Genomic DNA, 24454 nt, shown 5'->3' on the forward strand with positions numbered 1-24454 from the left:
CCCAGACAGGGCCCCCTCACCCGGCCTGCGGCCGACCTCTCCCCCAGAGGGAGAGGTGTCGCTGCGCTCCCTATTCGCACTCATCCCCGCTCGCACTGGCATCGCACACATCGGTGTGGGTGTCGGGTTTCAGCAATCGCGCCATATCGACCAATCGGATGAACTCGGCACGGTAGCCGCCCTCGTCCACCCCGCGCCCGGCTTGGGCCAGTGCCTCGACGCCATCCCAATCCATGGCCGTGCCATAGGCGCTGCCCTTGAGCTTTTGCCCGAAAGCGGCGACCGCGGCGGCGAATTGGACGTCGACACCGGCATCGGCGATGTCGCCATAGGCAAGATCGGCCGTGACCGGGGTTTCGATCAATTGGCTGACATCGCTATCGGGGAGCTTGTAGCGCATCTTGAGGAAGGCGATTTCGTCGCCTCCCGTCGGCGTCGCGGCTTGGCCATAACGAAGTGGATCGACCAACTCTGCGCCCGAGCCGACCGGGGTGATTTCGTAAAGCGCGGTCACGCTTGTGCCGGCGCCGACATCTCCCGCATCAACCGCGTCATTGTTGAAATCCTCACGATTGAGCGCGCGGGTTTCGTAGCCGATGAGCCTATATTCGCTGACCAGGGCCGGATTGAACTCGACCTGGATTTTGACATCCTTGGCGATGGTGTGGAGCGTGCCGCCGATTTCCTCGACCAGCACTTTTTTGGCTTCGGCAAAGTTTGAAATGTAGCTGGCATTGCCGTTGCCGTTCTGGGCCAGCGCCTGCATGGTGGCGTCATCAAGATTACCGCGCCCGAAGCCGAGCACCGAAAGGCTGATCCCGTCCTGCCGTTTGTCGGCAATCAAGGTCTTGAGCGCTTCGGGATCATTGATGCCGACATTGAAATCGCCGTCAGTGGCAAGGATCACCCGATTGGTGCCGCCCGCGATCCGGGCTTCGCCTGCCAGCCGATAGGCCAGTTCGATCCCCTCGGCGCCCGCCGTGCTGCCACCGGCATAAAGCTGGTCAAGCGCCGCCATGATGCTTGCCTTCCGGTCGGCACTTGTCGGCGGCAATGCCACCCCGGCCGAACCGGCATAAGTGACGATGGAGACCGTGTCATCGCCCGACAGCTGGTCGAGCAACAGGCCAAAGGCGCGCTTTAAAAGCGGCAGCTTGTCGGCTTCATCCATCGAACCGGAGGTGTCGATGAGAAACACCAGATTGCTTTTGGTCGCGGCAGCCTCGGGTTCGAACCCCTTGATGCCGATCTGGAGGATCTGCGTATTGGCATTCCACGGCGTTGGATAAAGCGAGAGCGTTGGCTGGAACGGCACCTCGGCGCTGGTCGCCGCCGGATAATCATAGGGGAAATAATTGATCAGCTCTTCGATACGCACCGCGTCGCGCTCGGGCAGATAGCCGTCCTCCAGCATGCGCCGTGTATAGGCATAGCTGGCGGTATCAACATCGAGCGAAAAGGTCGAAACCGGCTCCTCGGCGGCGAGTTTGAGCCGCTGTTCCGCGAAGCTGGCGAACGCGTCGCCGCTGGGCTGGGTGACCTGGCTGGGCGGGGCGAAATTGGCGGCACTGTCGAGCGCCATCCCGCCAGCCGGCGCGGTGGATTTGCTCGCCATGGGCGCCGCGATTGACGGCATGGCTACGCGGCCTATCTCGCTTTCTTCGAGCATCATCGGTTCGGGGGCAGGCGCAATGGCATCGGCCAGCGTCATGTCGGCATCGGCCGGCGCCTGTTCCAGCGGTTGGGCGAGCTGCGTGGCCGCACGGTCCGCCGGCGTCAGCGCCGTGGAACTGTAAAGCTGCCAGCCCAGCGGCAGCACAAGCAGGGCAATGGCGGCGGTGCCGACAGGAAGACGCATGTCCATGATCGAAATCCCTTTCAAGGAAGTGATGATGGAGATGAGACGGCGGCCAAGCGCATTTCCTTGGGTGGCCTCGGCAGCTTTTTTGTTTTCGGCCTCAAAGGCCACGCGGGCAGCGTGCAGGGCCTGCTGTCGCGCAGCATCACGCGGCGGCGGAACGGCGCCGGACTTCAGGTTCTCGAACGGATCGGTGTCGTCAGGAAAGCTCATAATAGCCCCCTCAAGGTCTTGCGGGCTTCGTAAACGTGAAACGAGACGGTCGCTTCCTTGATGCCCATGATCGTGGCGGCCTCGGCATGGCTCAGCTCTTCGGCATAAACCAGGAGCACCGCATCGCGCTGCTTGTCCGGCAATTGCCGGACCGCGTCCCAAAGCTGGCGAGAGGTCGCGGAGGCTTCCTGCTCCGGGGCGCTTTCCGTGTGGCTGACCTCGGCAAAGGCGCTGGCCTGCCGCCCGCGCCGCGCCCCGGCTCTCTGCCAGTCGCGCACGGCATTGAGCGTGATGCGATAGACCCAGCTCGAAAAGGCGCTGCGCCCATCAAAGGCGCTGATCCCCTGCCCAATCTTGACGCAGACCTCCTGGGCGATGTCCTCGGCGTCGTCGCGATTGCCGCACCAGCGCCAGGCGGCGCGATAGATGCGCTCATACTGGTCGGCAATCAGCGCGCCAAAGGCCGCACCATCACCCTGGCGTGCGCGCAGCACCAGCGCCGCAATCAGCGCTTCGCTCGTGTCCGGCGGGGGTGCGGCGGTCAGTCCCATCATCTGTGCATGCAAAACGGGCCTCTCCGGGCTATTCTACAAGGTAAGACGATCCGATCGCGCCATTCCTTTGGTTTGGCCCAAAGTTTTTTATGTGCCGGAAAGCCGCCAATGACCGACCAGAAACCCGGCCCCTTCGGGCTCAACCGCACCCGCCTGTTCCTGCTTGCCATGGGCGCGCTGGTGCTGGTCATCACCATCTCGATGATGATGGGTGGGCTGGGGTCCTACAACGCCCTAAAGGAAGCCGCCAATGCCGCAAGAGAGCCGACGGCGGAGCAATTGAGCGGCGACTAGGCCACCAGCGCCTGTGGCACCGCTTCGGCAATGAAGCCGCCGCCGAGCACTTCGCTCATTTCGCTGTCATCGGCATAGAACACACAGGCCTGGCCCGGCGAGATGCCGTATTCGCCGCTGACCAGCGTCACATAGACCTCGCCGTTCTGCATCTGGATTACGGCCGGCTGCGGACCGCGGGTCGAGCGCACCTTGACCTCGACCGGAGCGCCATTGCCGGCACTGGCCTCGGCCAAGGGCAGGCCACCGAGCCAATTGACGTCGCGCAACCGCACGGTGTGGGTCTTTAGAGCCTCGCGCGGCCCGACGATCACCCGGCAGGTCTTGTGCTCGAGCTTGATGACATAGAGCGGTTCGCCCGCCGCGACCCCCAGGCCTTTGCGCTGGCCGATGGTGTAGTGGACAATGCCCTCGTGCTCGCCCAGCACCCGACCGTCCAAATGGACAATCTCGCCCTTGGCCAGGGCTTCGGGATGCATCCTGGCGATAATGTCGGCGTATTTGCCCTGCGGCACAAAGCAGATGTCCTGGCTATCGTGCTTTTCGGCAATTTCCAGACCCATGTCGCGCGCATGCTGGCGCACTTCGGCCTTGCCCATGCCGCCGAGCGGAAAGCGCAGGAAATCGAGCTGGCTCTGGGTGGTGGCAAAGAGGAAATAGCTCTGGTCACGATCATTATCGACCGGGCGGAACAGATGGCGGCGACCATCCTCCCCGAGCTTGGTCTGCACATAATGCCCCGTCGCCAGAACATCGGCCCCCAGGTCCCGCGCCACCGTCATCAGGTCAACGAATTTGACCGACTGGTTGCAGGCAATGCAGGGCACCGGCGTTTCGCCCTGCTGATAGGCATTGGCAAAAGGCTCGATGACGGCGTTCTTGAAGCGCTCTTCGTAGTCGAGCACGTAATGGGGAATGCCCAGCGTGGCCGCGACGCGGCGCGCATCGTGAATGTCCTGCCCGGCGCAGCAGGCACCCTTGCGATGAATGGCCTCGCCATGATCGTAGAGCTGGAGTGTCACCCCGACCACTTCATAACCCTCGCGGGCGAGCAATCCGGCAACAACGGAGGAATCCACGCCCCCGGACATAGCGACGACGACGCGCGTGTCCTCTGGGCGCTTGGCGATATCAAGCGAGTTCAGCATCTTCTCTTTCGTATCCGGGTGGGTTCAAGGGCCAGCGGAAACTGTGAGGCGCGGTTTTACGCTGCACCGGCCCATCTGTCCATCGCGCGCCCGGCAGCTTTTGCCGCCTGCCCGGCAGGTCTGGCCACTCCATGCCCGGACAAGCAAATGCCAGAACGCGCCAGCGCATTGAGTTTGAACGACATTTCGGCCCGACCCGACTTGGCAAGGCTCTTGCATTGAACGGAGCGGATGAGTGTTTTGTTCAGGGGCGCCCACGTGGCTTCACATCTGACGATTATCAGCGGAAACAGCGGCGCCAGCGCCTCGGTCAAGGCCTTTGCCGGCCAACAGACAGGCGTGCAGGACGCGACAAAGGAGCCCAAAGGCCTGCTGGGCCTGTTTTCGGCGCTCTTGTCGGGCGCGGACGCCGCAACCATTGCCGAGGCCGCCCCTGCCGGTTTGACCACCGATCGTCCCGGCCACCAAAGCGGTGAAGGACTGGCGGGCCTTTTCCGGCTGGCCCTGCAGAACGGCATCGGGGGCGAAACCGGGGACGGCTCGACGGAGCCGGGCGATTCCGACGTGATCGCCGCGCCCGTGGACCCGTCGGCTATCGGCACGGTCCCCGCCGACCCCGCCGCCATGGTCAACTTTGTCGAAGCGCTGAGCGCCCTCAAGGCCAGCCTCGATAACGGCGAGCCCCTGGATTCGGAACTGCTCGAACAGGTCGAAACCGCCCTCTCCGAACTCGCCGAAGCGCTTGATCTCGACCTTGATACGCTCGACGTGCCCGAGGATTTCGCGGCCCTGCTTGAAACCACCGGCACCGACGAAACTGGCCTGGCCGGCGTGCTAACCCAATTGCTGATGCCCCTGGCCACCTCGCTGGACACCGCCCAGCCGGCGACCGACGCCGAACAGGCCGCAGCTGCCGGCGCCGCCAGTGCCCAGTTGAAGGCTCTTGGCGACAAGCTCGCGGCCCTTTTGGCGGCTCTCGAAGACGGCCAGGTGTCGGCCGAAAAGCTGGCAGCGCTGGGCATGACCCCGGGCGAACCGCTGGATGCAGAAATCGAGGCCGCGCTGAGCCGCTTTACCGCCGGCCTCAGCGCGCAGGCCACAAATGTCCCCGATGAACCCATACTGTCGGCCCCGGCGCTCAAGCTGACCGAGCCGGTGCTGGCAGGCCAGACGACGCCAGCCGATGCGCCCGAGACGCTTGCGGCCGCCCCGCGCCCCGCGAGCGACCCGGCCGATGCCGGTGGACAGCAAAACGACGCCGGCGATTCCTCCGCCGATGATCGTGGCCGCGACCGCGCCGAACAGGCGCCACGCGAAGCCCGCTCGTTCACCCCCCCGTCAGCGCCCGCCGCGGCTGACGCATCGGGCAATCCCACCCCCACCGCTGACGCCAGCGCCCAGCAGGCAACAGGGGCGCGCGTCGACGCAGCCGCCAATCCACGCATCATCCAGGCCGGCTACCAGACCAGCCAGCAGCAGCTCAACCTGCCGCAACTGGCCTTCGAGCTGGCCCGCCAAGTGCAGGATGGCAATACCCGCTTCCAGATCCGGCTCGATCCGCCAGAGCTTGGGCGCATCGACGTGCGGCTCGACATCGATCAATCCGGCCAGGTCAGTGCCCGGCTAATGGTGGAAAAATCCGAGACCCTGGACCTGATGCAGCGCGACCAGCGCGGACTGGAGCGCGCCCTGCAACAGGCGGGGCTCGATAGCGCCAAGACCAATCTCGAATTTTCACTCAAGCAGAACCCGTTTGCCGGCCAGCAGGGCCAGATGGGCGAGGGCAAAGGCCAGAACGGCACCAATGGCGGCCTGAACGCCAATGACAATGGCCTGGGCAATGGCGAGGCCGAAGAGACCCCGCCCATGGTCAATCTTTACCGCGGGGCCCTGCAGGCCAGCGGCGTCAACATTATCGCGTAAGGAGTAGGTTTCATGGCTGTTGATGGCGTTACAGGAGCAAGCACCCCCGCATCGAAGAATGCTTCGTCACGCGCCACCATTGCGGACAATTTCGACACCTTCCTGTCGATCCTGACCACGCAGCTCAAGAACCAGAACCCGCTCGATCCGCTCGACACCAACCAGTTCACCCAGCAATTGGTGCAGTTCACCGGCGTCGAACAGCAACTCAAGACCAATGAGTTCCTCGAGGCCCTGCTGCTCAACACCCAGACCGGTTACCGCGCCGATGCCGTCTCCTATATCGGCAAGGAAGTGACCGCATCGGGCGAAACGGCCGAACTCAAGGACGGCGGTGCATATTGGGCCTACAACGCTGAATCCAACGTGGCCAATGCCAGCGTAGCCATCAAGAATGCCTCGGGGCAGGTCGTTTATAGTGAAGGCGGCTCCCTCAATGCAGGGCCCGGCGCCTTCCTCTGGGACGGCATGGGCACTGATGGAAGCAAACAGCCCGATGGCGTCTATACCATCGATATCAAGGGCACGAACCTGGCCGGCAATACGGTCAAGGTGTCCACGTCCTCGGTCGGCATTGTCACCGCCGTCGACTTCTCCGGCTCCGAGCCCATGCTTACCGTGGGCAAGAACAAGATCGCACTGTCCGATGTCACCAGTATCAAACTGGTCGACAGCACCGGTGGCGGCGACACCACCGACCCCGACAATACCCAGAGCTGATCACGCGCTCCAATTTCCCGGCACCAGCGGCGGCCTCGCAAGGGGTCGCCGCACTGTTTTGTACTCGGTCGCAATTGATTGAAACGGCTGGCGTTTCTTAACCTGTTGTAAGTTTCCCCTTAGGGGTATTTTAAGCCCACTGCCCTACTCTCTCCTCATATGGTCAGGTTTGAGTAGAGAGTAAAATGACCGTACAGATGCGTCCTCGCGTGAAGTACGTTATTGGCCCAGACGGCAGCCCGCTAACCATTGCGGACCTTCCGCCTGCCAATACGAGACGGTGGGTCATCCGCCGGAAGGCCGAAGTGGTTGCCGCTGTGCGCGGTGGCCTGCTCAGCCTCGAAGAAGCATGCGAGCGTTATACGCTCAGCGTGGATGAATTCCTTAACTGGCAGGCTGCCATCGATAAGCATGGCCTTGCCGGACTCAGGACCACCTGGATCCAGCACTACCGGGAAGGCTGAGGCCTTCTCTTTAAAGGATTTTGGTGCCAAACAATCAAACCCGTCGGAGCGATCCGGCGGGTTTGTGCCTTTTGCTGCCGCTCAGCCATAATCCTGCGGCATCCAGCGCGCTCCGGCCGGCCGTTCCAGCAAACGCTGGTAATAGGCCTTCGCCGCCGGCATCGGCTTCTTGTCGAAAGGCGTCATGAACCAGCGATGGCAGGACAGGCCGATGGCAATGTCGGCAATCGAAAAATCGTCACCCGCGATATAGGGGCGTCCCCTGGCCAGTTCTGCTTCCAGAATATCCATCTTGGCGGTCCAGCGCGTCGTGGAATCGGCGATTTTCTGCGGGTCGTCAAAGCCAGGCATTTTGCGCAGCAGGCCCATGACGGCATAGCCCCAGGGCGCATTGAGCTCTGTGGCCTGCCAGCTCAGCCATTGCAGCGCCAGCCCCAACTCGTGCCGTTCCCTGGGCAAGAGTGCGCCGCGTGTCTGAGCGAGGTAGATCAGCAGCGCATTGCTCTCCCACAACGATGAGCCGTCTTCCTCGATCAGCACTGGAACAGTGGCATTGGGATTGAGCGCCAGAAACTCGGGGACGCGAGGATCGCGATTGGGCAGGCCCCAGTCTTCTCGCGTATAGGCCACTCCCAGCTCGTCGAGTGCCCAGAGCACCTTGCGCACATTGATCGAGGTCACCCGCCCCAGCACCAGCACCATTTCGATACATCCCTTGTTAACTTAACCCGGCACTTCTTGCCCCAAATCGCATGTTGCGACAGTCGGTTAATACATTGTTTACCATCCACTAGGTAATTTTTGCCCATCGGTCTTGGGGGCACCATCGACCGCTATGAATAGGACCAGAGTGGCGGCGTGGAAAGTCTAACCAATCTCATCAACCGGATCGGCCTGCCGCGCATAGCCGCAATGGTCATCGTCGCGGTGCTGATGCTCGGCTTCTTTGGCTTCCTGATCCTGCGCTCCCAGTCCCCCAACCTGGCGCCGCTCTATTCGGGCCTCAGCCTTGAAGACTCCTCGGCAATCCTGACCGAGCTGCAAACCCTCAACATTCCCTATGAGTTACGTGGCGACGGCGACACTATCCTGGTACCGCGCGACCAGATCACGACGCTGCGCATGACCCTGGCCGGCGAAGGTCTGCCCACCCGCGGCCAGGTCGGCTACGAGATCTTCGACCAGCAGTCGACCCTGGGCGCCACCAGCTTCGTCCAGAACATCAATAACTTGCGCGCGCTCGAGGGCGAACTGGCCCGCACCATCGGTTCACTGACCCGAATCAAGAGCGCCCGGGTGCATCTGGTCCTGCCGGAACGCGAGTTGTTCCGTCGCGAACGCAAGGATCCTTCCGCCTCCATCGTGCTTTCGGTGCGCGGCGAACTCTCCAACGGCGAAATCCGCGCCATCCAGCACATGGTCGCTTCGGCCATTGAAGGCCTGACCCCCAGCAGTGTCTCCATCGTCGATGATCAGGGCAATCTTCTGGCCTCGGGTACAGGCGAGGATGTGGCCGGCGTCATGTCGGGCCAGAATGACGAGCGCACCCTGGGTTTTGAAAACCGCCTGCGCACCCGTGTCGAGGACATGCTGGCCAATGTCGTCGGCGCCGGACGTGCCCGCGTCGAAGTCGCCGCCGAACTCGACTTCAACCGCTCGACCACTACCCAGGAAACCTTTGACCCGGAGAGCCAGGTCGTTCGGTCCACCCAAACCCGCGAAAGCGAGAACCTGACGGGCGGCGCCAATGGCCAGGTGACGGTCGCCAATGAACTGCCCGGGGCCAGCCAGAACAATGGCGCAGCCGGCATCACCGACCAGGGGACGTCGAGCGAGGAAGTCGTCAACTACGAGATTTCCAAGACCACCCAAACCGCCGTCATGGAAGCTGGCTCGGTCAAGCGCCTGTCGGTCGCCGTGGTGGTGGACGGTGTCTATACCGACGATGGCGCAGGCAATGTGACCTACTCGGCCCGCTCCGCCGACGATATCGCCCAGATCCTGACGCTGGTGCGCTCGGCAGTTGGCTATTCGGCGGAACGCGGCGACAGCGTCGAAGTGGTCAACATGCAGTTTGCCGAACGCCCGGACCTGGCGCCCATCGGCACCGATGCGGAAGCCGGTCTGCTCGACTTCACCCGCGACGACCTGATGAACGGCGCCGAAATGGCTGTCACCCTGCTCATCGCCCTGGCCCTGGTCTTCTTCGTCATGCGCCCGCTCTTGAAGCGCGCCCTGACCCCGGAAACCGCGCCCCTCGCCCTGCCCTCCGCCGCCGAACTCGGCCATCATGGTGTTTTGGGCCCCGATGGCCAGATCATGGCCGAGGAAGAAGTCGTGGCACCCCGCGACAAGACCCCGGCCTGGGTCACCAATGCCAAGTCCATGGGCGAAACCCAGCTGCAGACGCTCAAGACCGTGGGCACGCTGGTCGAAGAAAACCCCAAGCAGGCCGCGCTCATCGTGCGCGACTGGCTTGGTAGCGCGGCGTAACGGCAATGGCACTGGTATCCCAATCCAAGGACGACACCGCCCTCCCCGGGGCAATGGGCGCGCAATTGCAGATCGGCGCCACCGCCGAGCAGCGCGTCCTCAAGGGCGACGAGAAGGCCGCAGCCCTGTTGCTGGCGCTGGGCCCCGACTATGGCCGGCCCATCTTCGACGAACTGGACGAACTCGAGGTCAAGCAACTCTCGCGCGCCATGGTGCGCCTGGGGCCGATTACCCAGGAAATGCTCGACGACCTGATGATCGAATTTGTCACCAGCGTCTCGTCCAATGGCTCGCTCTCGGGCAATACTGATTCGACCGAACGCCTGCTGCTCTCCTTCCTGCCCGCCGACAAGGTCGATGCGATCATGGAGGAAATCCGCGGTCCGGCCGGTCGCAACATGTGGGAGAAGCTCTCCAACGTGCAGGCCGACGTCCTGGCGGCCTACCTCAAGAACGAATATCCCCAGACCATCGCCGTAGTGCTCTCCAAGATCGCCACCGAGCATGCCTCCAAAGTGCTCGCCGTGCTGCCCGAGGAACTGGCCATGGACGTGGTGCAGCGCATGCTTGGGCTCGACCCGGTGCAAAAGGAAATTCTCGAAAAGATCGAGATGACCCTCAGGACCGAATTCATGTCGACGCTCAATCACACCAAGCGCCGCGACAGCCACGAGCAGATGGCCGAGATTTTCAACTCCTTTGACCGGCAGACCGAAGCGCGCTTCATCACCACGCTCGAAGAGGTCAATCGCGACGACGCCGAGCGTATCAAACAGCTCATGTTCACCTTCGAGGACCTGGCCAAGCTCGATATGTCGGCCATCCAGACCCTGCTCAGCAAGCTCGACAAGCGCGATCTGGCCCTTGCCCTCAAGGGAGCCAATGATCAGGTCAAGGAATCCTTCTTCACCAATATGTCGAGCCGCGCGGCCAAGCTGCTGCAGGACGACATGCAGGGCATGGGTCCGGTGCGCTTGAAGGATGTGGACGAGGCCCAGACCCGCATGGTCGCCACCGCCAAGGATCTGGCCGCCAAGGGTGACATCATCATCCTCAAGACCAAATCCGACGATCAGATGATTGCGTAGCGCCATGGCCAGTCCCGCACGCTTCACCTTCGATCTGAACCTTGAAAGCCATGGGGTTCGCAAGGCCGCGCCACCACCGGTGCCCACCATCCCCGAGGATGTCGTGGCCCAGCTCATCGCCAATGCTCGCGAGGAGGCCTATGCCGAGGGTCTAAAGGCCGGCGAGCAGAACGCTGCCTCCATGGCCGCCCAGACCATCGCCGCTGCGGCCGGGAGCATTGCTACCCAGTCGAGCCATATGGCCTCGGCGCTCGACCGCGCCCGCCAGGATCACCACCAGCAAGCGGTCGAACTGGCGCTCAGCGTCGGTCGCAAGCTGGCGCTGCATCTGGTGGCGCGCTTTCCCCTGGGAGAACTCGAAGCCCTGGTCGCCGAATGCCTGCCCAGCCTGAGCGGCGTGCCGCATCTGGTGATCCGCTGCCACCCGGATCTGGCGGACGCCATCCGCGACGCCGCCACCGCCCAGATGGCTCATGCCGGGTTCGCCGGCCGTCTGGTGGTCATGGGCGACCCCGAACTCCGGCTCGGTGACGGCCGGCTGGAATGGGTCGATGGGGGACTGGTGCGCGACATTGCCGACACCTCCCGCCAGATCGACCAGCAAATTGCCACTTATCTCGCTTCCCGCCGCGGCGGACAGCACAAGGAGAACGGTTCATGACCGATCCCGAAGACGACATCACCTCCGCTGAGGGGCTGACCTTCGACGAGATGGATGCCCCCAGCCGCGAACCGCGCGGCCAGGGCTATATCGAGCGCTCCGCCGCCGACCTCGAAGCCGTGTTCGACGTGCCGGTCCGCGTTTCGGTCGTGCTGGGCCGAACCAAGATGCCGGTATCCGATCTGCTCAAGCTCGACACCGGAACGGTCATCGAACTCGACCGCCAGGTAGGCGAAGCGGTTGAAATCTTCATCAATGACCGCCTCGTCGCGCGTGGTGAAATCGTGCTGGTCGAAGACCGGCTCGGCGTCACCATGACCGAAATCATCAAGCCGCAGTAAGGGAAGCCAAGATCATGCGCCTGCTCATCATCGGGGCTCTCGAAGGCCAGCTCTCCACCGCGACAAAGATGGCCATGGATGGCGGCGCCAAGGTCGCTCACGCGCCCTCCATCGAGATCGCCCTGGCCTCGTTGCGCGCCGGCAAGGGTGCCGACCTGCTGCTGGTCGATGTGATGATGGACATTGCCGGGCTGATCGCCGGGCTCGAGGCCGAGCGCATTGCCATTCCCGTGGTCGCCTGCGGCATCGAGACCAATGCCGCCGCCGCCGTCAACGCCATCCGCGCCGGGGCCAAGGAATATATCCCGCTGCCGCCCGATGCCGAGCTGATTGCCGCAGTCATCGCCGCCGTCGCGCGTGAAAGCACGGATTTCCTCTATCGCGACCCCGCCATGGAACGCGTGGTCCGCATGGCCGAGCAGATCGCCGGCTCGGCAGCCTCGATCCTCATCACCGGCGAGAGCGGCACCGGCAAGGAAGTCATTGCCAAGCACGTCCACGCCCGCTCCAAGCGCGCCCATAAGCCGTTCATCTCGATCAACTGCGCTGCCATTCCCGAAGCCCTGCTCGAAAGCGAATTGTTCGGGCACGAGAAGGGTGCCTTCACCGGCGCCATTGCTCGCCGCATCGGCAAGTTCGAGGAAGCCTCGGGTGGCACCCTGCTGCTCGACGAAATCTCCGAAATGGACGTGCGTCTGCAAGCCAAACTGCTGCGGGCCATTCAGGAACGCGTCATCGACCGGGTCGGCGGCACCAAGCCAGTGGCAGTGGATATCCGTATCCTCGCCACCTCCAACCGCAACCTCAACGAGGCCGTGCGCGAAGGCAGCTTCCGCGAGGATCTGCTGTTCCGCCTCAATGTCGTCAACCTGAAACTTCCGGCGCTGCGCGAACGCCCCGGCGACATCGTTGCCCTCTCCGAGCACTTCGTCGCCAAATACGCCAAGGCCAATGGCCTGCCGCCGCGCACCCTCTCGGCGGAAGCCCGCGATGCCCTGGTCAAGGCGCCCTGGCCGGGCAATGTGCGCGAACTGGAAAATACCCTCCACCGCGCCGTATTGCTGTCCTCCGGCGACATCATCGGCCCCGACGCCATCGTGCTGCCCGACGGCATGGGCCTTGCCGAAGCTGCCCGTGCCGCTTCGCCGGCGGCCCAACTGGCCCAGACCGCAGAAGCCATGAACCGGGCCCTCGTCGGCCGCACCGTGGCCGATGTGGAGCGCGACCTTATTCTCGATACCCTTGACCATACGCTGGGCAACCGAACCCACGCCGCCAATATCCTGGGCATCTCGATCCGCACGCTGCGCAACAAGCTCAACCAATATTCCGATGAAGGCGTGCCGGTGCCCGAACCGGGCGAAAAGCGCGGCGCGGCATAGGATCGATACACACTAGATGACCGATATCCCCAACAGTCCCGGCACCGGCTTCAAGCTTCCCAGCTTTGCCACAGTGCTGAACACGCTGCGCTCGGGCGACATAGCGCTCGCAACCGGCGTGATGGGGCTGATTGTCATCCTCATCGTCCCCATGCCCGCTATCCTGGTGGACATGCTGCTGGCCATCTCGATTGTCTTCTCGGTCATGATCCTGATGACCTCGCTGTTCATCCAGAAGCCACTCGAATTCTCGTCCTTCCCTACGGTGCTGCTGATCGCCACCATGCTGCGGCTGGGTCTCAACCTGGCGACAACAAGGCTGATCCTGTCCGAAGGCCATGAGGGCACCAGCGCCGCGGGCAACGTCATCGAGGCTTTTGGCAGCTTTGTTACGGCTGGCAATTTCGTCATCGGTATTGTCGTCTTCATCATCCTCGTGATCGTCAATTTCATCGTCATCACCAAGGGCTCGGGCCGTATCGCCGAAGTCGCCGCGCGCTTCAGCCTCGACGCCATGCCCGGCAAGCAGATGGCCATCGATGCGGACCTTTCGGCAGGCCTCATCGACGAAGACACTGCCAAGAAGCGCCGCGCCGATCTTGAAGGCGAAAGCGCCTTTTTCGGTAATATGGACGGCGCGTCCAAATTCGTGCGCGGTGACGCCATCGCCGGCCTGATCATCACCTTCATCAATGTTTCTGCCGGCATGCTGATCGGCATGATGCAGCAGGGCCTGGGTTTCCAGGAAGCCGCCAATAACTATACCCTGCTCACCATCGGGGACGGCCTCGTCAGCCAGATCCCGGCACTGATCGTTTCGACCGCCGCCGGTATCCTGGTGTCAAAATCCGGTGTTACCGGCGCCGCCGACAAGGCCCTGTCTTCCCAGTTCACCGGCTATCCGCGTGCCCTGGGCATGTCTGCCGCGGTCATGGGCGCGCTGGCCTTCCTGCCGGGCATGCCCTTTGTGCCCTTCATTGCGCTGGCCGGTGGCGTCGGCTATGCCGCCTATCGGGCCACCAAGTCCAAGGCCGTGCGCCAGGGCGTGGAACACGCCCAGGAAATCGCCAAATCGGCCCCGCCGCCCATGCCGAGCGAACCGCCTATTACCGACAGCCTCAAGATCGACGATCTCAAGCTCGAACTGGGTTATGGGCTGCTGAGCCTGGTCAAGGAAGACGAGACGGGCACCGACCGCCTCACCGAGCAAATCAAGGCGCTGCGCCGCCAGCTGGCGCTGGAACTGGGCTTTGTCATGCCGCCGGTGCGCATTCTCGACAACATGCAGCTCGAGCCCAATGACTATAAGGTTCGCATCAAGGAAGTCGAAGCCGGCACAGGCCAGATCTACGCCAATCAGCTCATGGTCATGGACCCCTATGGCAACCCCATCGACCTGCCGGGCAACCACACCACCGAGCCCACTTTCGGCCTGCCCGCAACCTGGATCGAAGCGGCATTGCGCGACGAAGCCGAGCTCCGCGGTCTCTCGATTATCGATCCGTCGACCGTCATTTCGACGCATCTGACCGAAGTGCTCAAGGCCAATGTGGCCGACCTCCTGAGCTATGCCAATGTGCAGACATTGCTCTCGGGCCTGCCCAAGGACCAGCAAAAGCTGGTCGAAGATCTGGTGCCCAGCCAGATCACCGTGTCCGGCTTGCAGCGGGTGCTGCAATCGTTGCTGACCGAGCGCATCTCGATCCGCGACCTGTCGTCCATTCTCGAGGCCGTTGCCGAGATCGCCGGCAGTGGGCGCTCAATTGCCACCATTACCGAACATGTCCGCGCGCGCCTCGCCCGCCAGATCTGCGCCGCCAATCTGGGACACGACGGCAATCTGCCGCTACTGACCCTGTCGCCCCAATGGGAGCGCGATTTCGCCGAGGCCATGGCCGGCGATGGCGAAAACCGTCACCTCGCCATGGCGCCGAGCAAGCTGCAGCAATTCATCGGCGCCGTGCAATCGGCCTTCGAGCGCGCCGCCCAGCAGGGCGAACTGCCGGTGCTGATCACCTCGCCTTCGATCCGCCCACATGTTCGCTCCATCATCGAACGCTTCCGCCCGCAGACGGTGGTGATGAGCCAGAACGAAGTGCATCCGCGCATCAGGCTCAAGACAGTCGGGAGTGTCTAGGGTTCGGAGGTCTGGCGGGACGGCAACATCGGCGCCCCTTCCCCTGGCGGATTTGCTTCGAGATCGGAAATCAGCGTCTTCATTTCCCCAATTTCGCGCACCTGTGCCTCAATGATCTGATCGGCCAATTCGCGCACGCGCGGGTCGCGGATATTGGCGTGGGAGCTGGTGAGAATGGCGATGGAGTGGTGCGGGATCATTGCCCGCATATAATCCACGTCGCCCACCAGCGCCTGGCTGCGCACCAGGAACAACGAGCCGGCAAAGACCACCACCGCACCCGCAAGGATCGCCAGATTGGCCGCGCGGTTCTTGTACATGGACCACATGAACCCCAGCATCACCACGGCCATGACCGCGCCCATCAACAGCGCCATCCATAGCCGGGTCTGGCTGTAGAACACGTGATCCAGCTGATAGGTATTGAGATACATCAGCCCATACATGATGACGGTCGATGCAGCGATCATGGCGCCAAAACGAAGATAGCTCATGACAAATCCTTCCTTGCGTTTGAGGGGCAACGCAACAAGGCCGTGTTGGGTTCGCGCCGCTCAATCGCGATGGACCGCGTCATAGGCCGCCAGCTCTGCGGCATCGGGCGCCTGAAAGAGACCCACCCATCCCTCGATATGCTCAAGCGTGATCGGTGGATTTTCCCGCCCCCGAGCGGCAATGCGCGCACGCATGACCTCAAGCGGCGCAGTGAGCCAATAAAGCTCGGTGCGGGCGCCCAGGGCCCTGGCTTCTCCCGCAAGGCGCAAACGCTCCTCGCGTCCCCAGGTGCCCCATTCAATAATGACGCTCACCCCAGCGGCCAGAAACCGCCGGCTCAGCCGCCATTGCATGGTCTCGATGGTAAAGCGCCGATCCTCGTCCCAGAGGTCGAGCTTGAGTTCACTCATCCAGCCGTCCGGCTCCATGCGCACGGCCCCGCTCGACGCTTCTAGCGCCGCGGCGCATGTGGATTTGCCGACCCCGGGCAGGCCGGTCACAATATGAAGCGTTGCGGCCACTGCTCGCCCTCCCTGGCATGGCGGGCGACTATGACGGGATTGGCGAAGCGCTTCTAGCCCAGTCCGCCCGGCACCACGGGCGGCAGGTCCACCCTGGCATTGTCCCGGGACGAATCGACTTCGTCCTCTTCCGCCATTTCGCGCTCTGCCTGATACCAGAACTCCTGTTCACGGCCCTCGGGCTGGCCGGCACGGTCCCAAAGCTGGAACGCCCGGTCGCGGATTTTTTCCTGATCGATGGTCTGCATGTCCTCGTCCTCCTGCTTGCCCCCACAAAACGCACGGATCATGGCCCGGTTGCCGCTGGAACAAGCCTGTGACCGGCCGCATTATGATCCTGTACAAAGGGGCGGCCGATGAAACTGTTTTCCTGCGACCATTGTGGCAACACGGTCTATTTCGAGAACGCCACCTGCGAACGTTGCGGCCATACGCTGGGCTACGCCCCGGACCATGGCGCGCTGCTGTCGCTCGATGATGACAATGGCGCCTGGACCAGCCCCGCCCGGCCAAGTGAGCGGTTCATTTTCTGCGCCAATGCCCAGCATGGCGCCTGCAATTGGCTGGTTGCCGAGACGCCGGGTGGAGACATTTTTTGCGCCGCCTGCCGCCACAATGAGACTATCCCCCCAATTGCCGATCCAGCCAATCTCGGGCGCTGGCAAACCATCGAGCGCGCCAAGAAACGGCTGTTTTACGCGCTGATCCGGCTCGGCCTGCCCCTGCGCACTCGCGACGAGGACCCTGATCACGGTCTGGCTTTTCGTTTCCTGGCGGACGACAGCGGCGCCAAGGAGCGGGTAATGACCGGTCACGACACCGGCACGATCACCATTGCCCTCTCAGAGGCCGATGACGCCGAACGCGAATATCGCCGCACCAGCATGAACGAGCCCTATCGAACTCTCCTGGGTCACTTTCGCCACGAGATCGGGCACCATTTCTGGGATCTGCTGGTGGCCGGGCAACCCTTCGAGGGGCAATTCCGCGCCCTCTTTGGCGATGAGCGCGTCGATTATGGGCAGGCGCTGGAAGGCTATTACGCCAATGGTGCACCGCAGGGCTGGTCACAGACCCATATCAGCGCCTATGCCACGGCCCACCCCTGGGAAGATTTCGCCGAGACCTTCGCGCATTACCTGCACATCATCGACACGCTCGAAATGGCCGCCGCCTTTGGCGTGCGGGCGCGGCCGCAGACTGGCGACGAGCACCTGAACATCCCGCCCATGACCTTTGACCCCTATATGGCGCCCGACATGGCCCTGATCATCGAGGACTGGGTGCCGCTCGCCAGCCTGATCAACAATCTCAATCGCGCCGTTGGACAGGCCGATGCCTATCCCTTCGTGTTGACCCCCGGCGTCATCGACAAGCTCGCCTTCATCAACACGCTGGTGCATCAGGCACCGGCGCTCAGCCAGCTCGATACGCTCAGCCGCGCCCACTGACCTGGTTATAGGGCGCCAAGGCGTCTTCAAGCGCCTGCAGATCATCGGGCAGATCGGCCTGGAACATCATTTCCTCGCCGCTGGCGGGGTGTTCAAAGCCCAACTCGGCGGCATGCAGCGCTTGCCGCCCCAAGGCCAGGATCGCCTCGGCCAGTTCGGGCGGCAACTTGTTGACCTTGGTGGCAAAGCCCGGCGCATAGAGCAGGTCGGACACCAGCGGGTGGCCGATATGGGCCATATGCACGCGGATCTGGTGGGTGCGGCCGGTCTCAAGCTGGCACTGGATGCGGGTGACATCCCAGCCTTCGCCCTTGAAGCGCGCTTCGACCGCATAATGGGTGATCGCGTCGCGGCCGCTCTTGAGCACCGCCTGCTTGAGGCGGTTGCCCGGATCGCGCCCCAGTGGCGCATCGACCGTGCCCATGCCTGATTGGGTCGAACCCCAGGCATAGGCGATATAGGCCCGATGCAGCGGCCCGGTGCGCCCATGATCGGCAAACTGCGCACTCAGATGCTTGTGCGCCTGGTCGGTTTTGGCCGCGACCATGACACCCGAGGTATCCTTGTCGAGCCGATGGACGATGCCAGGCCGCTTGACCCCGCCAATCCCCTTGAGGCTATCGCCGCAATGATAGATGAGTGCATTGACCAGCGTGCCCGTGGGTGAACCGGGCGCCGGATGCACCACCATGCCCACCGGCTTGTTGATAACGATCAAGTGCTCGTCCTCGAAAAGGATATCGAGCGGGATGTTTTCAGGCTGCGGATCGGGATCTTCCGGGGGTGGGGCGACAAGCACGATTGTCTCGCCAGCCTTGAGCCGGTATTTGGGTTCGGCAATTGTCTTGCCGTTTACCGCAACGGCACCGGACAGGATCAGATCCTTGATGCGGCTGCGGCTCAGAGCGTCGTGCGCCTTTGCCAGCATCGCATCGAGCCGGCCACCATCCATGGTGGCATCGACCACAACTTCAATGGGCTCGCCCTCAAACTCGAAATCGGTATCTTCCGCCATGAGCAATCCTGAACCAAATGTGCCCAATGCCGCCGACACTGAATTGTCGCCCGAAGCAGTGGTCATGCTGGGAAAAGCCCGCCGCTCGTTCGCGGTGTCGATGGGCATTCTGTTGCTGGGCTTTATGGCGATTGGTGTTGCGCTTGTCTATCGCGTCATGCGCGACAGCCCACCCGCCGCAATTGCCGAAAGTGTCGCCCTTCCGGCCGGCGCCGACGTGATCTCGGCGCTCAACACCGATGGCACCATTCAGGTGACATTCCGGGCCGGCGGCGCAACCATGCTCAACGTCTTTGATGCGGGCTCCGGGGAACTGGTCCGCAGCGTGCAGATCGGCACCGAGTAGGCGCGGCCTTTATCCAACTGCAACTGCCCGAGGGCGGAGCAGTGATTGGGACCACGCACGCCGCTGGAATGTCAAAGTGCAGGCCCCGGTCTAACGCCCCTGGATTTCCTTGAGCGCCGCGAGGCGGTCCGACACGGTGCCGCGCTGGCTATTGGCGGGCGTGGGCAGAATGTCGATCCCTTCGCCATCATCGGCAAAGCGCTGCACCCGGTCGAAAAGGCTTTCCTCGGGCTGCGCGTTGGCCGGAGCCTCGTGATCAACCGCATAGACCAGCCGACTGACGCTGGCGGCTATGTCATTGAGCTTTTCGCGCAGGTGGGCTTCCTCGAACCGCTCGGTCTCCCAATCGGCCATGATACTGGCTTCGACATTGCCGACCTTGGCGCGCAGGTTTTCGAGCTCGTCTTCCATCGACAGCTTGTCAGCCAGCAGCTGCTCGACCCGTCCTTCGCTCTTTTCCACCATCTGGCTGGTTTCAGCCAATAGGGCATTGAGCCGGTTTTCGGCGCTGGCAATGCGGGCCTCCGCCGCCACCAGGTTTTCGGCATCCTCTTCACGCTGGGCTTCGCGGCCGGCCAGGGCATCGCGCATCTGGGCAATGGCCGAGCTCGCCTCAGAACTGCGGCGGTCCGAATTTTCCAGCCGATCAATCAGGCTCCGCGCCTGATCTTCGAGAAAGGCCGCCCGCTTGCGCTCAATGGCAAGAGCCGTTGTCAGCTGATCGATATCGCCTTCATAATCGCCCGATAGCGCCACGCCATCGACGCGCGTGGCCTTGGCCAGCCCGCCGCGCAGGCTATTGCGCAAGGTTTCGATTTCCCCAGCGCGCGTCTCCAGCTCGCGGTCGCGCTTGCGCAGGCGATTGCCCAGATCGGCACCTTCCTTTTCAAGCTCGAGAATGCGTGCGCGCAATTCAACCTCGCGGGCCTCCAGCTCGCGCACGACGCGGAGATGGCTTTCCCGCTCAGCCTTGAGCGCGCCAAGATCGGTGCGCTTCTGATTGACGTCGCTCAGCTGTTCGGCCAGGCGCTTGCGCAGCGCCTCGACATTCATTTCCAGCCGGCGGGTCGAGAGTGCGAACTCGGCGCGCAACTGATCCTTGTCGGCGCGGAATTCGGCCATGGTAATGGGGGTAGCGGCTTCGATACGCCGCTTGGTCAGCCGCACGGCGCGCTTCCAGACGGCCGGCATGATGATGAGCGCCACCAGCCCTGCCACCAGCAGGCCCAATGCAAAATACATGACGTTCTCGATCAGCATCGACTCTGCCTCCGGCGGCGCCACAGCATCCGCCTTGGGACTTTCCCGTTTTCGTTTTGGCAGCAAAGATGAGGTGAGACCATCTTTGGCACTTGTTAACCCTAACGGGTTTGAGCGACGCCGTCACGACATCGGCCAAACACCCCGCCCGGTTTGAGGGCGATTGGTCTTCACTTTTACGGGTCGAGCTGGCCCATGAAAAGTCAGAGGCCGCCCGCACTCAAGCGGACGGCCTCGTGTGAGACAAGTAAAAGGACCCGCGCCTTTGGATCAGAAGGGGTTCCAGGTGGGCTCACTGGTGAAATTGAGATAGCCCACATTGATCCCCAGCCGGGCGCCAACACCCGAACGGATCGGCACCACAACCACATTGCCGCGCTTGGTCACGGTCATGCCGACCCCGCCGATGACATAGGCCGAGCCGTCGACCCCCGGATAGCGCCCCAGAATGTCCTGGATGGTGGAGAGATTGTAGACCAGCATCATGACCTTGGAGCCATCGCCGCCGACATCAAGGCCAATGCTCGGACCCTGCCAGAAAATCGAAAACTGTCCCGCGTTGCGGGTATAAAGCGTGCCCTCGCCATATTTGGCGCCGATAAACAGCGCGCCACCCGCTTCCTCGCCAAGGATATAGCCATTGGGCTGTCCATATTGGCTCACCGCCCGCTCGACCACCGAAGCCAGACCCTGGGCGGCTGATCCAAAGAACTCGCGGCCATTGTCGACCAGTTCTTCTCCCGAAAACGTGTCGCTCAACGACCCCTGCGCGAAAGCCGGCGCGGTGAACGCCAATAGGCCGACACACAGGGCGGCAAGCTGGGCAAGGCGCTTGATCATGGCAATTCTCCCGTAGCGACCGCGCACTTTACGAAGACCTTAAGGTCTGCGGCCCTAGTCTGGGACCATGGCATGGCGATCATTTGGGCCAATCATGAAGCAAACCTCTAAACAAATCTTAACCATGATCGCCCTTGTTTTGACGCTTTTCGGGCTCGGTCCGGCCATGATTGTTCCGGCAGGGGCCCAGTCCATCATTACCTATGTGCAGACCGACCCGCTGACCGGCCTGGCGATGAACGGCATGGACCCGGTATCCTATTTCACCGAAAGCGCTCCCCTGCCGGGCCACCCCGACCATGAATTCACCTGGATGGGTGCGCCGTTCCTGTTTGCCAATGCGGCAAATCTGGAGGTTTTTCGCCGCCACCCCGAGATCTACGCCCCTCGCTACGGAGGCCATGGCGCCATGAGCATGTCGCGCGGCTTTGTCTCTGACTCCGACCCCCAGATCTTCACCGTCTTCAAGCAGCGGCTCTACCTGTTCTACTCCGCGTCCAACCGCGAGGCTTTTTTGCTATCGCCCGACGCCGCTGCCATTGCCGGTGAAGAGCACTGGCAGCGCCTGTCCAAAACGCTCTCGACCCGGTAGTCCGGGCCGGCGCGGCGCATTATTGTCCCCTTACTGATTCTTGCCCCATTTTCCGCCGAATGGCGCCTACGGAGACCTGCACCATGGATATCATTGAGCTCAAGGCAACCGATCTGGCCGCCATGTTGTGCTCGCGGGTCTGCCACGATCTCATCAATCCCATTGGTGCCATCGGCAATGGCCTGGAAGTGCTCGCCGACCCCGCCCAGGGCGAAATGGCCGAGGGCGCACGCGACCTGATCGCCAGCGCCGCCCGGCAGAGCCGCGCCAAGCTCGAATTCGCCCGCCTCGCCTATGGCGCCTCATCCACCGCCGGCACCGATATCGACACCCGCGAATGCGAGCGCGTCGCCCGCATCCTGTTCGAGGTGGAAAAGGCGGACCTGGAATGGAACGCACCGCTGATCCTTTTGCCCAAGCACAAGGCCAAGCTGTTCATGAACATGCTGCTGATCGCCGCCGGGTCAGTGCCGCGCGGCGGGGTGGTGACCGCCTCGATCACCGGTGCGGCCGGCGAAGAGAAATTCGAATTCACCTCCAAGAGCGACCCGGAGAAGCGCCAGAAGACACTGGTTCCCTCCGGCTCGGCAGGCCTTCTCTCTGGCATGCCCGAGGAAGGCTCGGTGGATGCCCGGGGTATCCAGCCCTTCTACACGGGCCTGCTGGCGCGCATGACCGACATGGATCTCGACATCGGGCTCGAAAACGAGATGTTCTTCTTCACCGCCACGCCCAAGGCCAAACCCGCCGCGGAATAGCGCTTAAACACCTATCGCTATGGGATATTTCCGTATGTCCCAATTGCCTGAAACGGCATTTTGGGAGAGGCGCGCTAACCTTTCGCCAACCTATTGGACGGCATAGTCATCTCAGCGTCTCAACCTCCAGGGCCAAATCATGCGCAGCTGCCTGATAGTCGATGATTCCAGCGTGGTGCGCAAAGTTGCCCGCCGCATCCTGGAAGATCTCGACTATATCGTGGATGAGGCAGAAGACGGCCAGGAAGCCATCGACAAATGCCGTCAGGAAATGCCTGACGCCATTCTGCTCGATTGGAACATGCCGATCATGAGCGGGCTGGAATTTCTCAAGCTGCTGCGCGCCTATGTCGGCGGTGAAAAACCCCGCGTCATCTATTGCACTGTCGAGAACGACATTGGCGCCATCGCCATGGCCCTCAAGGCCGGTGCCGACGACTATATGATGAAGCCCTTCGATCAGTCGGTGCTGATCTCAAAGTTTCAGGACAAAGCTGCGGCGGCCTGATCGGGCGAGCGCTAAACCACTTCCTCTGCCCTTCCGAGCAGGAATGCCTTTTCGCGCGCATTGCGGGTCAGTTCCGCTGCCTTGCGGAAATCGGCATTGGCTTCGTCATGGCGGCCGAGTTTGCGCAACAGATCGCCCCGCACACCGTACAGCAGATGATAGCCTTCGAGCGTCAGGCCAGCCGCGAGCGCATCGACCAGCGGCAGCGCCGCCGCCGGCCCCTCGGCCATCGACACGGCTACGGCCCGATTGAGCTCGATGACCGGCGATGGGGTAACCTGATTGAGCAACCCATAAAGGGCCGCGATCTGCCCCCATTCGGTGTCCTCTGCCTTGCGTGCCCGCCCATGGCAGGCCGCGATGGCGGCCTGCAAGGTGTATGGCCCGGCAATGCCCCCCAGGCTCTGAGCGCGCGCCAGCCCGTCAAGACCGCGGCGGATCAGCATCTGGTCCCAAAGGGCCCGGTTCTGGTCAGGCAGCAGCACCGGCTCCCCCTTGGCATTCACGCGGGCGCCGGCACGCGAGTGCTGCAATTCCATCAGCGCCAAAAGGCCGTGAACCTCGGATTCCTCGGGCATCAGCGTGACGAGGATGCGCCCCATGCGCATGGCCTCCTCGCAAAGTTGGGGCCGCATCCAGTCTTCGCCCGCCGTGGCCGAATACCCCTCATTGAAGATGAGATAGAGAACACCCAGCACCGACGCGACCCGCGCTTCGCGGTCTGCCCCTCGTGGCACTTCGAAGGGCACGCCGGCATCGGCAATGGCGCGCTTGGCCCGCACAATGCGCTGGCCGATGGTCGTGTCATTGGCCAGAAACGCCCGGGCGATCTCCTCGGTGGTGAGCCCGCCGATCAGTCGCAAGGTCAGCGCCACCCGGCTTTCGGGCGGCAGCACCGGGTGGCAGGAGGTAAAGATCAGACGCAAGAGGTCATCACCGACCTCGTCGTCCAATTGTTCATGCAGCGCGGTTTCGGTGTCTGGCGTTTCCTCGTCGAGGAGGCGGCCGACTTCTTCAAGCTTGCCTGCCGCCATCTTGCGATGGCGAAAATAGTCGATGGCCTTGCGCTTACCAGCCTGCATCAGCCAGGCGCCAGGATTGCGGGGAACGCCGGTATCCGGCCAACTGCGCAGTGCCGCCATCAGCGCTTCCTGCGCCAGCTCTTCGGCCAGTGAAATGTCCCGCACCATGCGCGTCAGGCCCGCGATGACCCGCGCCTGTTCCAATCGCCACACGGTGGTGATAGCGCGGTCGGTCTCCGTGCGACTGTTCATACTGCGCTATCTCCCGAACGCTTGACCGGGAATGGAGATCATCAGACCGCCCCTCGTCAAGGGTCACCCTGTCAACATCACAGGCGCGACGGCTCAACCGGTCGAGGCCGGGCGCTGA

General features: G+C 62.8%; 26 protein-coding genes. 15 read left to right on the forward strand and 11 right to left on the reverse strand.

Going from position 1 to position 24454, the window contains the following annotated elements; all coding sequences use genetic code 11:
- Positions 1-70 precede the first annotated feature (70 nt).
- Positions 71-2071: a vWA domain-containing protein gene (locus NIM87_RS13760; protein ID WP_254675275.1), complete on the reverse strand. Its 2001-nt coding sequence runs from the start codon at positions 2069-2071 to the stop codon at positions 71-73.
- Entirely contained in the window at positions 2068-2622 is a 555-nt protein-coding gene (locus tag NIM87_RS13765; protein WP_254675504.1) for an RNA polymerase sigma factor, read from the reverse strand. The genes NIM87_RS13760 and NIM87_RS13765 overlap by 4 nt, the downstream gene beginning before the upstream one ends.
- Before the next feature lie 111 nt (positions 2623-2733).
- Between NIM87_RS13765 and NIM87_RS13770 the strand changes: the two genes are divergently transcribed.
- Complete coding sequence (locus tag NIM87_RS13770; protein ID WP_254675276.1) at positions 2734-2919, forward strand: hypothetical protein; 186 nt, start codon at positions 2734-2736, stop codon at positions 2917-2919.
- Here the strand turns inward: NIM87_RS13770 and mnmA are convergent.
- On the reverse strand, positions 2916-4067 hold the full coding sequence (mnmA, locus tag NIM87_RS13775; RefSeq protein ID WP_254675277.1) for a tRNA 2-thiouridine(34) synthase MnmA: 1152 nt from the start codon (positions 4065-4067) through the stop codon (positions 2916-2918). The genes NIM87_RS13770 and mnmA overlap by 4 nt on opposite strands.
- A gap of 258 nt (positions 4068-4325) precedes the next feature.
- On the opposite strand from mnmA, the gene NIM87_RS18740 reads away from it, so the two are divergent.
- From NIM87_RS18740 to sciP, 3 genes are all read left to right on the forward strand, one after another.
- Positions 4326-5990, forward strand: a complete 1665-nt coding sequence (locus NIM87_RS18740) for a flagellar hook-length control protein FliK (RefSeq protein ID WP_254675278.1) — start codon at positions 4326-4328, stop codon at positions 5988-5990.
- 12 nt (positions 5991-6002) lie between these two features.
- A complete protein-coding gene (locus NIM87_RS13785) occupies positions 6003-6710 on the forward strand; it encodes a flagellar hook assembly protein FlgD (RefSeq protein ID WP_254675279.1) in 708 nt (235 codons plus the stop codon).
- A gap of 185 nt (positions 6711-6895) precedes the next feature.
- Positions 6896-7174: a CtrA inhibitor SciP gene (gene sciP / locus NIM87_RS13790; protein ID WP_035085775.1), complete on the forward strand. Its 279-nt coding sequence runs from the start codon at positions 6896-6898 to the stop codon at positions 7172-7174.
- Between the two features lie 81 nt (positions 7175-7255).
- On the opposite strand, the gene NIM87_RS13795 is transcribed toward sciP, so the two are convergent.
- On the reverse strand, positions 7256-7876 hold the full coding sequence (locus tag NIM87_RS13795) for a glutathione S-transferase family protein (RefSeq protein ID WP_254675280.1): 621 nt from the start codon (positions 7874-7876) through the stop codon (positions 7256-7258).
- A 156-nt stretch (positions 7877-8032) separates the two neighbouring features.
- Here NIM87_RS13795 and fliF point away from each other — a divergent pair, with 156 nt between their 5' ends.
- From fliF to flhA, 6 genes are read left to right on the forward strand one after another with little or no spacing between them, the layout of a single operon-like run.
- Positions 8033-9667: a flagellar basal-body MS-ring/collar protein FliF gene (fliF, locus tag NIM87_RS13800; RefSeq protein ID WP_332017525.1), complete on the forward strand. Its 1635-nt coding sequence runs from the start codon at positions 8033-8035 to the stop codon at positions 9665-9667.
- Positions 9668-9720: 53 nt separating this feature from the next.
- The gene (gene fliG / locus NIM87_RS13805; RefSeq protein ID WP_254675506.1) at positions 9721-10755 is read left to right on the forward strand and encodes a flagellar motor switch protein FliG; all 1035 of its coding nucleotides are present in this window, start codon (positions 9721-9723) and stop codon (positions 10753-10755) included.
- Between the two features lie 4 nt (positions 10756-10759).
- Positions 10760-11416 (forward strand): FliH/SctL family protein, encoded by a 657-nt coding sequence (locus tag NIM87_RS13810; protein ID WP_254675281.1) that lies wholly within the window; start codon positions 10760-10762, stop codon positions 11414-11416.
- Between the two features lie 50 nt (positions 11417-11466).
- On the forward strand, positions 11467-11757 hold the full coding sequence (fliN, locus tag NIM87_RS13815) for a flagellar motor switch protein FliN (protein WP_254675507.1): 291 nt from the start codon (positions 11467-11469) through the stop codon (positions 11755-11757).
- A 14-nt stretch (positions 11758-11771) separates the two neighbouring features.
- Complete coding sequence (flbD, locus tag NIM87_RS13820; protein WP_254675282.1) at positions 11772-13139, forward strand: sigma-54-dependent transcriptional regulator FlbD; 1368 nt, start codon at positions 11772-11774, stop codon at positions 13137-13139.
- Between the two features lie 16 nt (positions 13140-13155).
- Positions 13156-15276 carry a flagellar biosynthesis protein FlhA gene (gene flhA, locus NIM87_RS13825; RefSeq protein ID WP_254675283.1) on the forward strand — a complete coding sequence of 707 codons (2121 nt, stop codon included), beginning with the start codon at positions 13156-13158 and terminating at the stop codon, positions 15274-15276.
- Here flhA and NIM87_RS13830 read toward each other — a convergent pair.
- From NIM87_RS13830 to NIM87_RS13840, 3 genes are read right to left on the reverse strand one after another with little or no spacing between them, the layout of a single operon-like run.
- On the reverse strand, positions 15273-15770 hold the full coding sequence (locus NIM87_RS13830) for a DUF305 domain-containing protein (RefSeq protein ID WP_254675284.1): 498 nt from the start codon (positions 15768-15770) through the stop codon (positions 15273-15275). The genes flhA and NIM87_RS13830 overlap by 4 nt on opposite strands.
- Positions 15771-15830: 60 nt before the next feature.
- The gene (locus NIM87_RS13835; protein WP_254675285.1) at positions 15831-16292 is read right to left on the reverse strand and encodes a P-loop nucleotide/nucleoside kinase family protein; all 462 of its coding nucleotides are present in this window, start codon (positions 16290-16292) and stop codon (positions 15831-15833) included.
- Between the two features lie 53 nt (positions 16293-16345).
- A complete protein-coding gene (locus NIM87_RS13840) occupies positions 16346-16540 on the reverse strand; it encodes a DUF2934 domain-containing protein (RefSeq protein ID WP_254675286.1) in 195 nt (64 codons plus the stop codon).
- A 108-nt stretch (positions 16541-16648) separates the two neighbouring features.
- On the opposite strand from NIM87_RS13840, the gene NIM87_RS13845 reads away from it, so the two are divergent.
- Positions 16649-17743, forward strand: a complete 1095-nt coding sequence (locus NIM87_RS13845) for a zinc-binding metallopeptidase family protein (protein ID WP_254675287.1) — start codon at positions 16649-16651, stop codon at positions 17741-17743.
- Here NIM87_RS13845 and NIM87_RS13850 read toward each other — a convergent pair.
- Complete coding sequence (locus tag NIM87_RS13850) at positions 17727-18758, reverse strand: RluA family pseudouridine synthase (protein WP_408640079.1); 1032 nt, start codon at positions 18756-18758, stop codon at positions 17727-17729. The genes NIM87_RS13845 and NIM87_RS13850 overlap by 17 nt on opposite strands.
- Here NIM87_RS13850 and NIM87_RS13855 point away from each other — a divergent pair.
- Positions 18757-19104 carry a DUF6476 family protein gene (locus tag NIM87_RS13855; RefSeq protein ID WP_254675288.1) on the forward strand — a complete coding sequence of 116 codons (348 nt, stop codon included), beginning with the start codon at positions 18757-18759 and terminating at the stop codon, positions 19102-19104. The genes NIM87_RS13850 and NIM87_RS13855 overlap by 2 nt on opposite strands.
- A gap of 90 nt (positions 19105-19194) precedes the next feature.
- Here the strand turns inward: NIM87_RS13855 and NIM87_RS13860 are convergent, their stop codons facing one another.
- Entirely contained in the window at positions 19195-20364 is a 1170-nt protein-coding gene (locus tag NIM87_RS13860) for a coiled-coil domain-containing protein (RefSeq protein ID WP_254675289.1), read from the reverse strand.
- A gap of 270 nt (positions 20365-20634) precedes the next feature.
- Positions 20635-21204 (reverse strand): DUF1134 domain-containing protein, encoded by a 570-nt coding sequence (locus NIM87_RS13865; protein ID WP_254675290.1) that lies wholly within the window; start codon positions 21202-21204, stop codon positions 20635-20637.
- 124 nt (positions 21205-21328) lie between these two features.
- Here NIM87_RS13865 and NIM87_RS13870 point away from each other — a divergent pair, with 124 nt between their 5' ends.
- The 3 genes from NIM87_RS13870 (at position 21329) to NIM87_RS13880 (ending at position 23062) form a co-directional block, all read left to right on the forward strand.
- Complete coding sequence (locus NIM87_RS13870) at positions 21329-21796, forward strand: YHS domain-containing (seleno)protein (protein WP_254675291.1); 468 nt, start codon at positions 21329-21331, stop codon at positions 21794-21796.
- Between the two features lie 83 nt (positions 21797-21879).
- A complete protein-coding gene (chpT, locus tag NIM87_RS13875; RefSeq protein ID WP_254675292.1) occupies positions 21880-22554 on the forward strand; it encodes a histidine phosphotransferase ChpT in 675 nt (224 codons plus the stop codon).
- A 139-nt stretch (positions 22555-22693) separates the two neighbouring features.
- Complete coding sequence (locus NIM87_RS13880; RefSeq protein ID WP_254675293.1) at positions 22694-23062, forward strand: response regulator; 369 nt, start codon at positions 22694-22696, stop codon at positions 23060-23062.
- Between the two features lie 11 nt (positions 23063-23073).
- Here NIM87_RS13880 and NIM87_RS13885 read toward each other — a convergent pair whose 3' ends face one another.
- Positions 23074-24336, reverse strand: a complete 1263-nt coding sequence (locus NIM87_RS13885) for an RNA polymerase sigma factor (RefSeq protein ID WP_254675294.1) — start codon at positions 24334-24336, stop codon at positions 23074-23076.
- Positions 24337-24454 lie beyond the last annotated feature (118 nt).

It is taken from the genome of Devosia ureilytica (genome assembly GCF_024273195.1).
Lineage (GTDB): Bacteria > Pseudomonadota > Alphaproteobacteria > Rhizobiales > Devosiaceae > Devosia > Devosia ureilytica.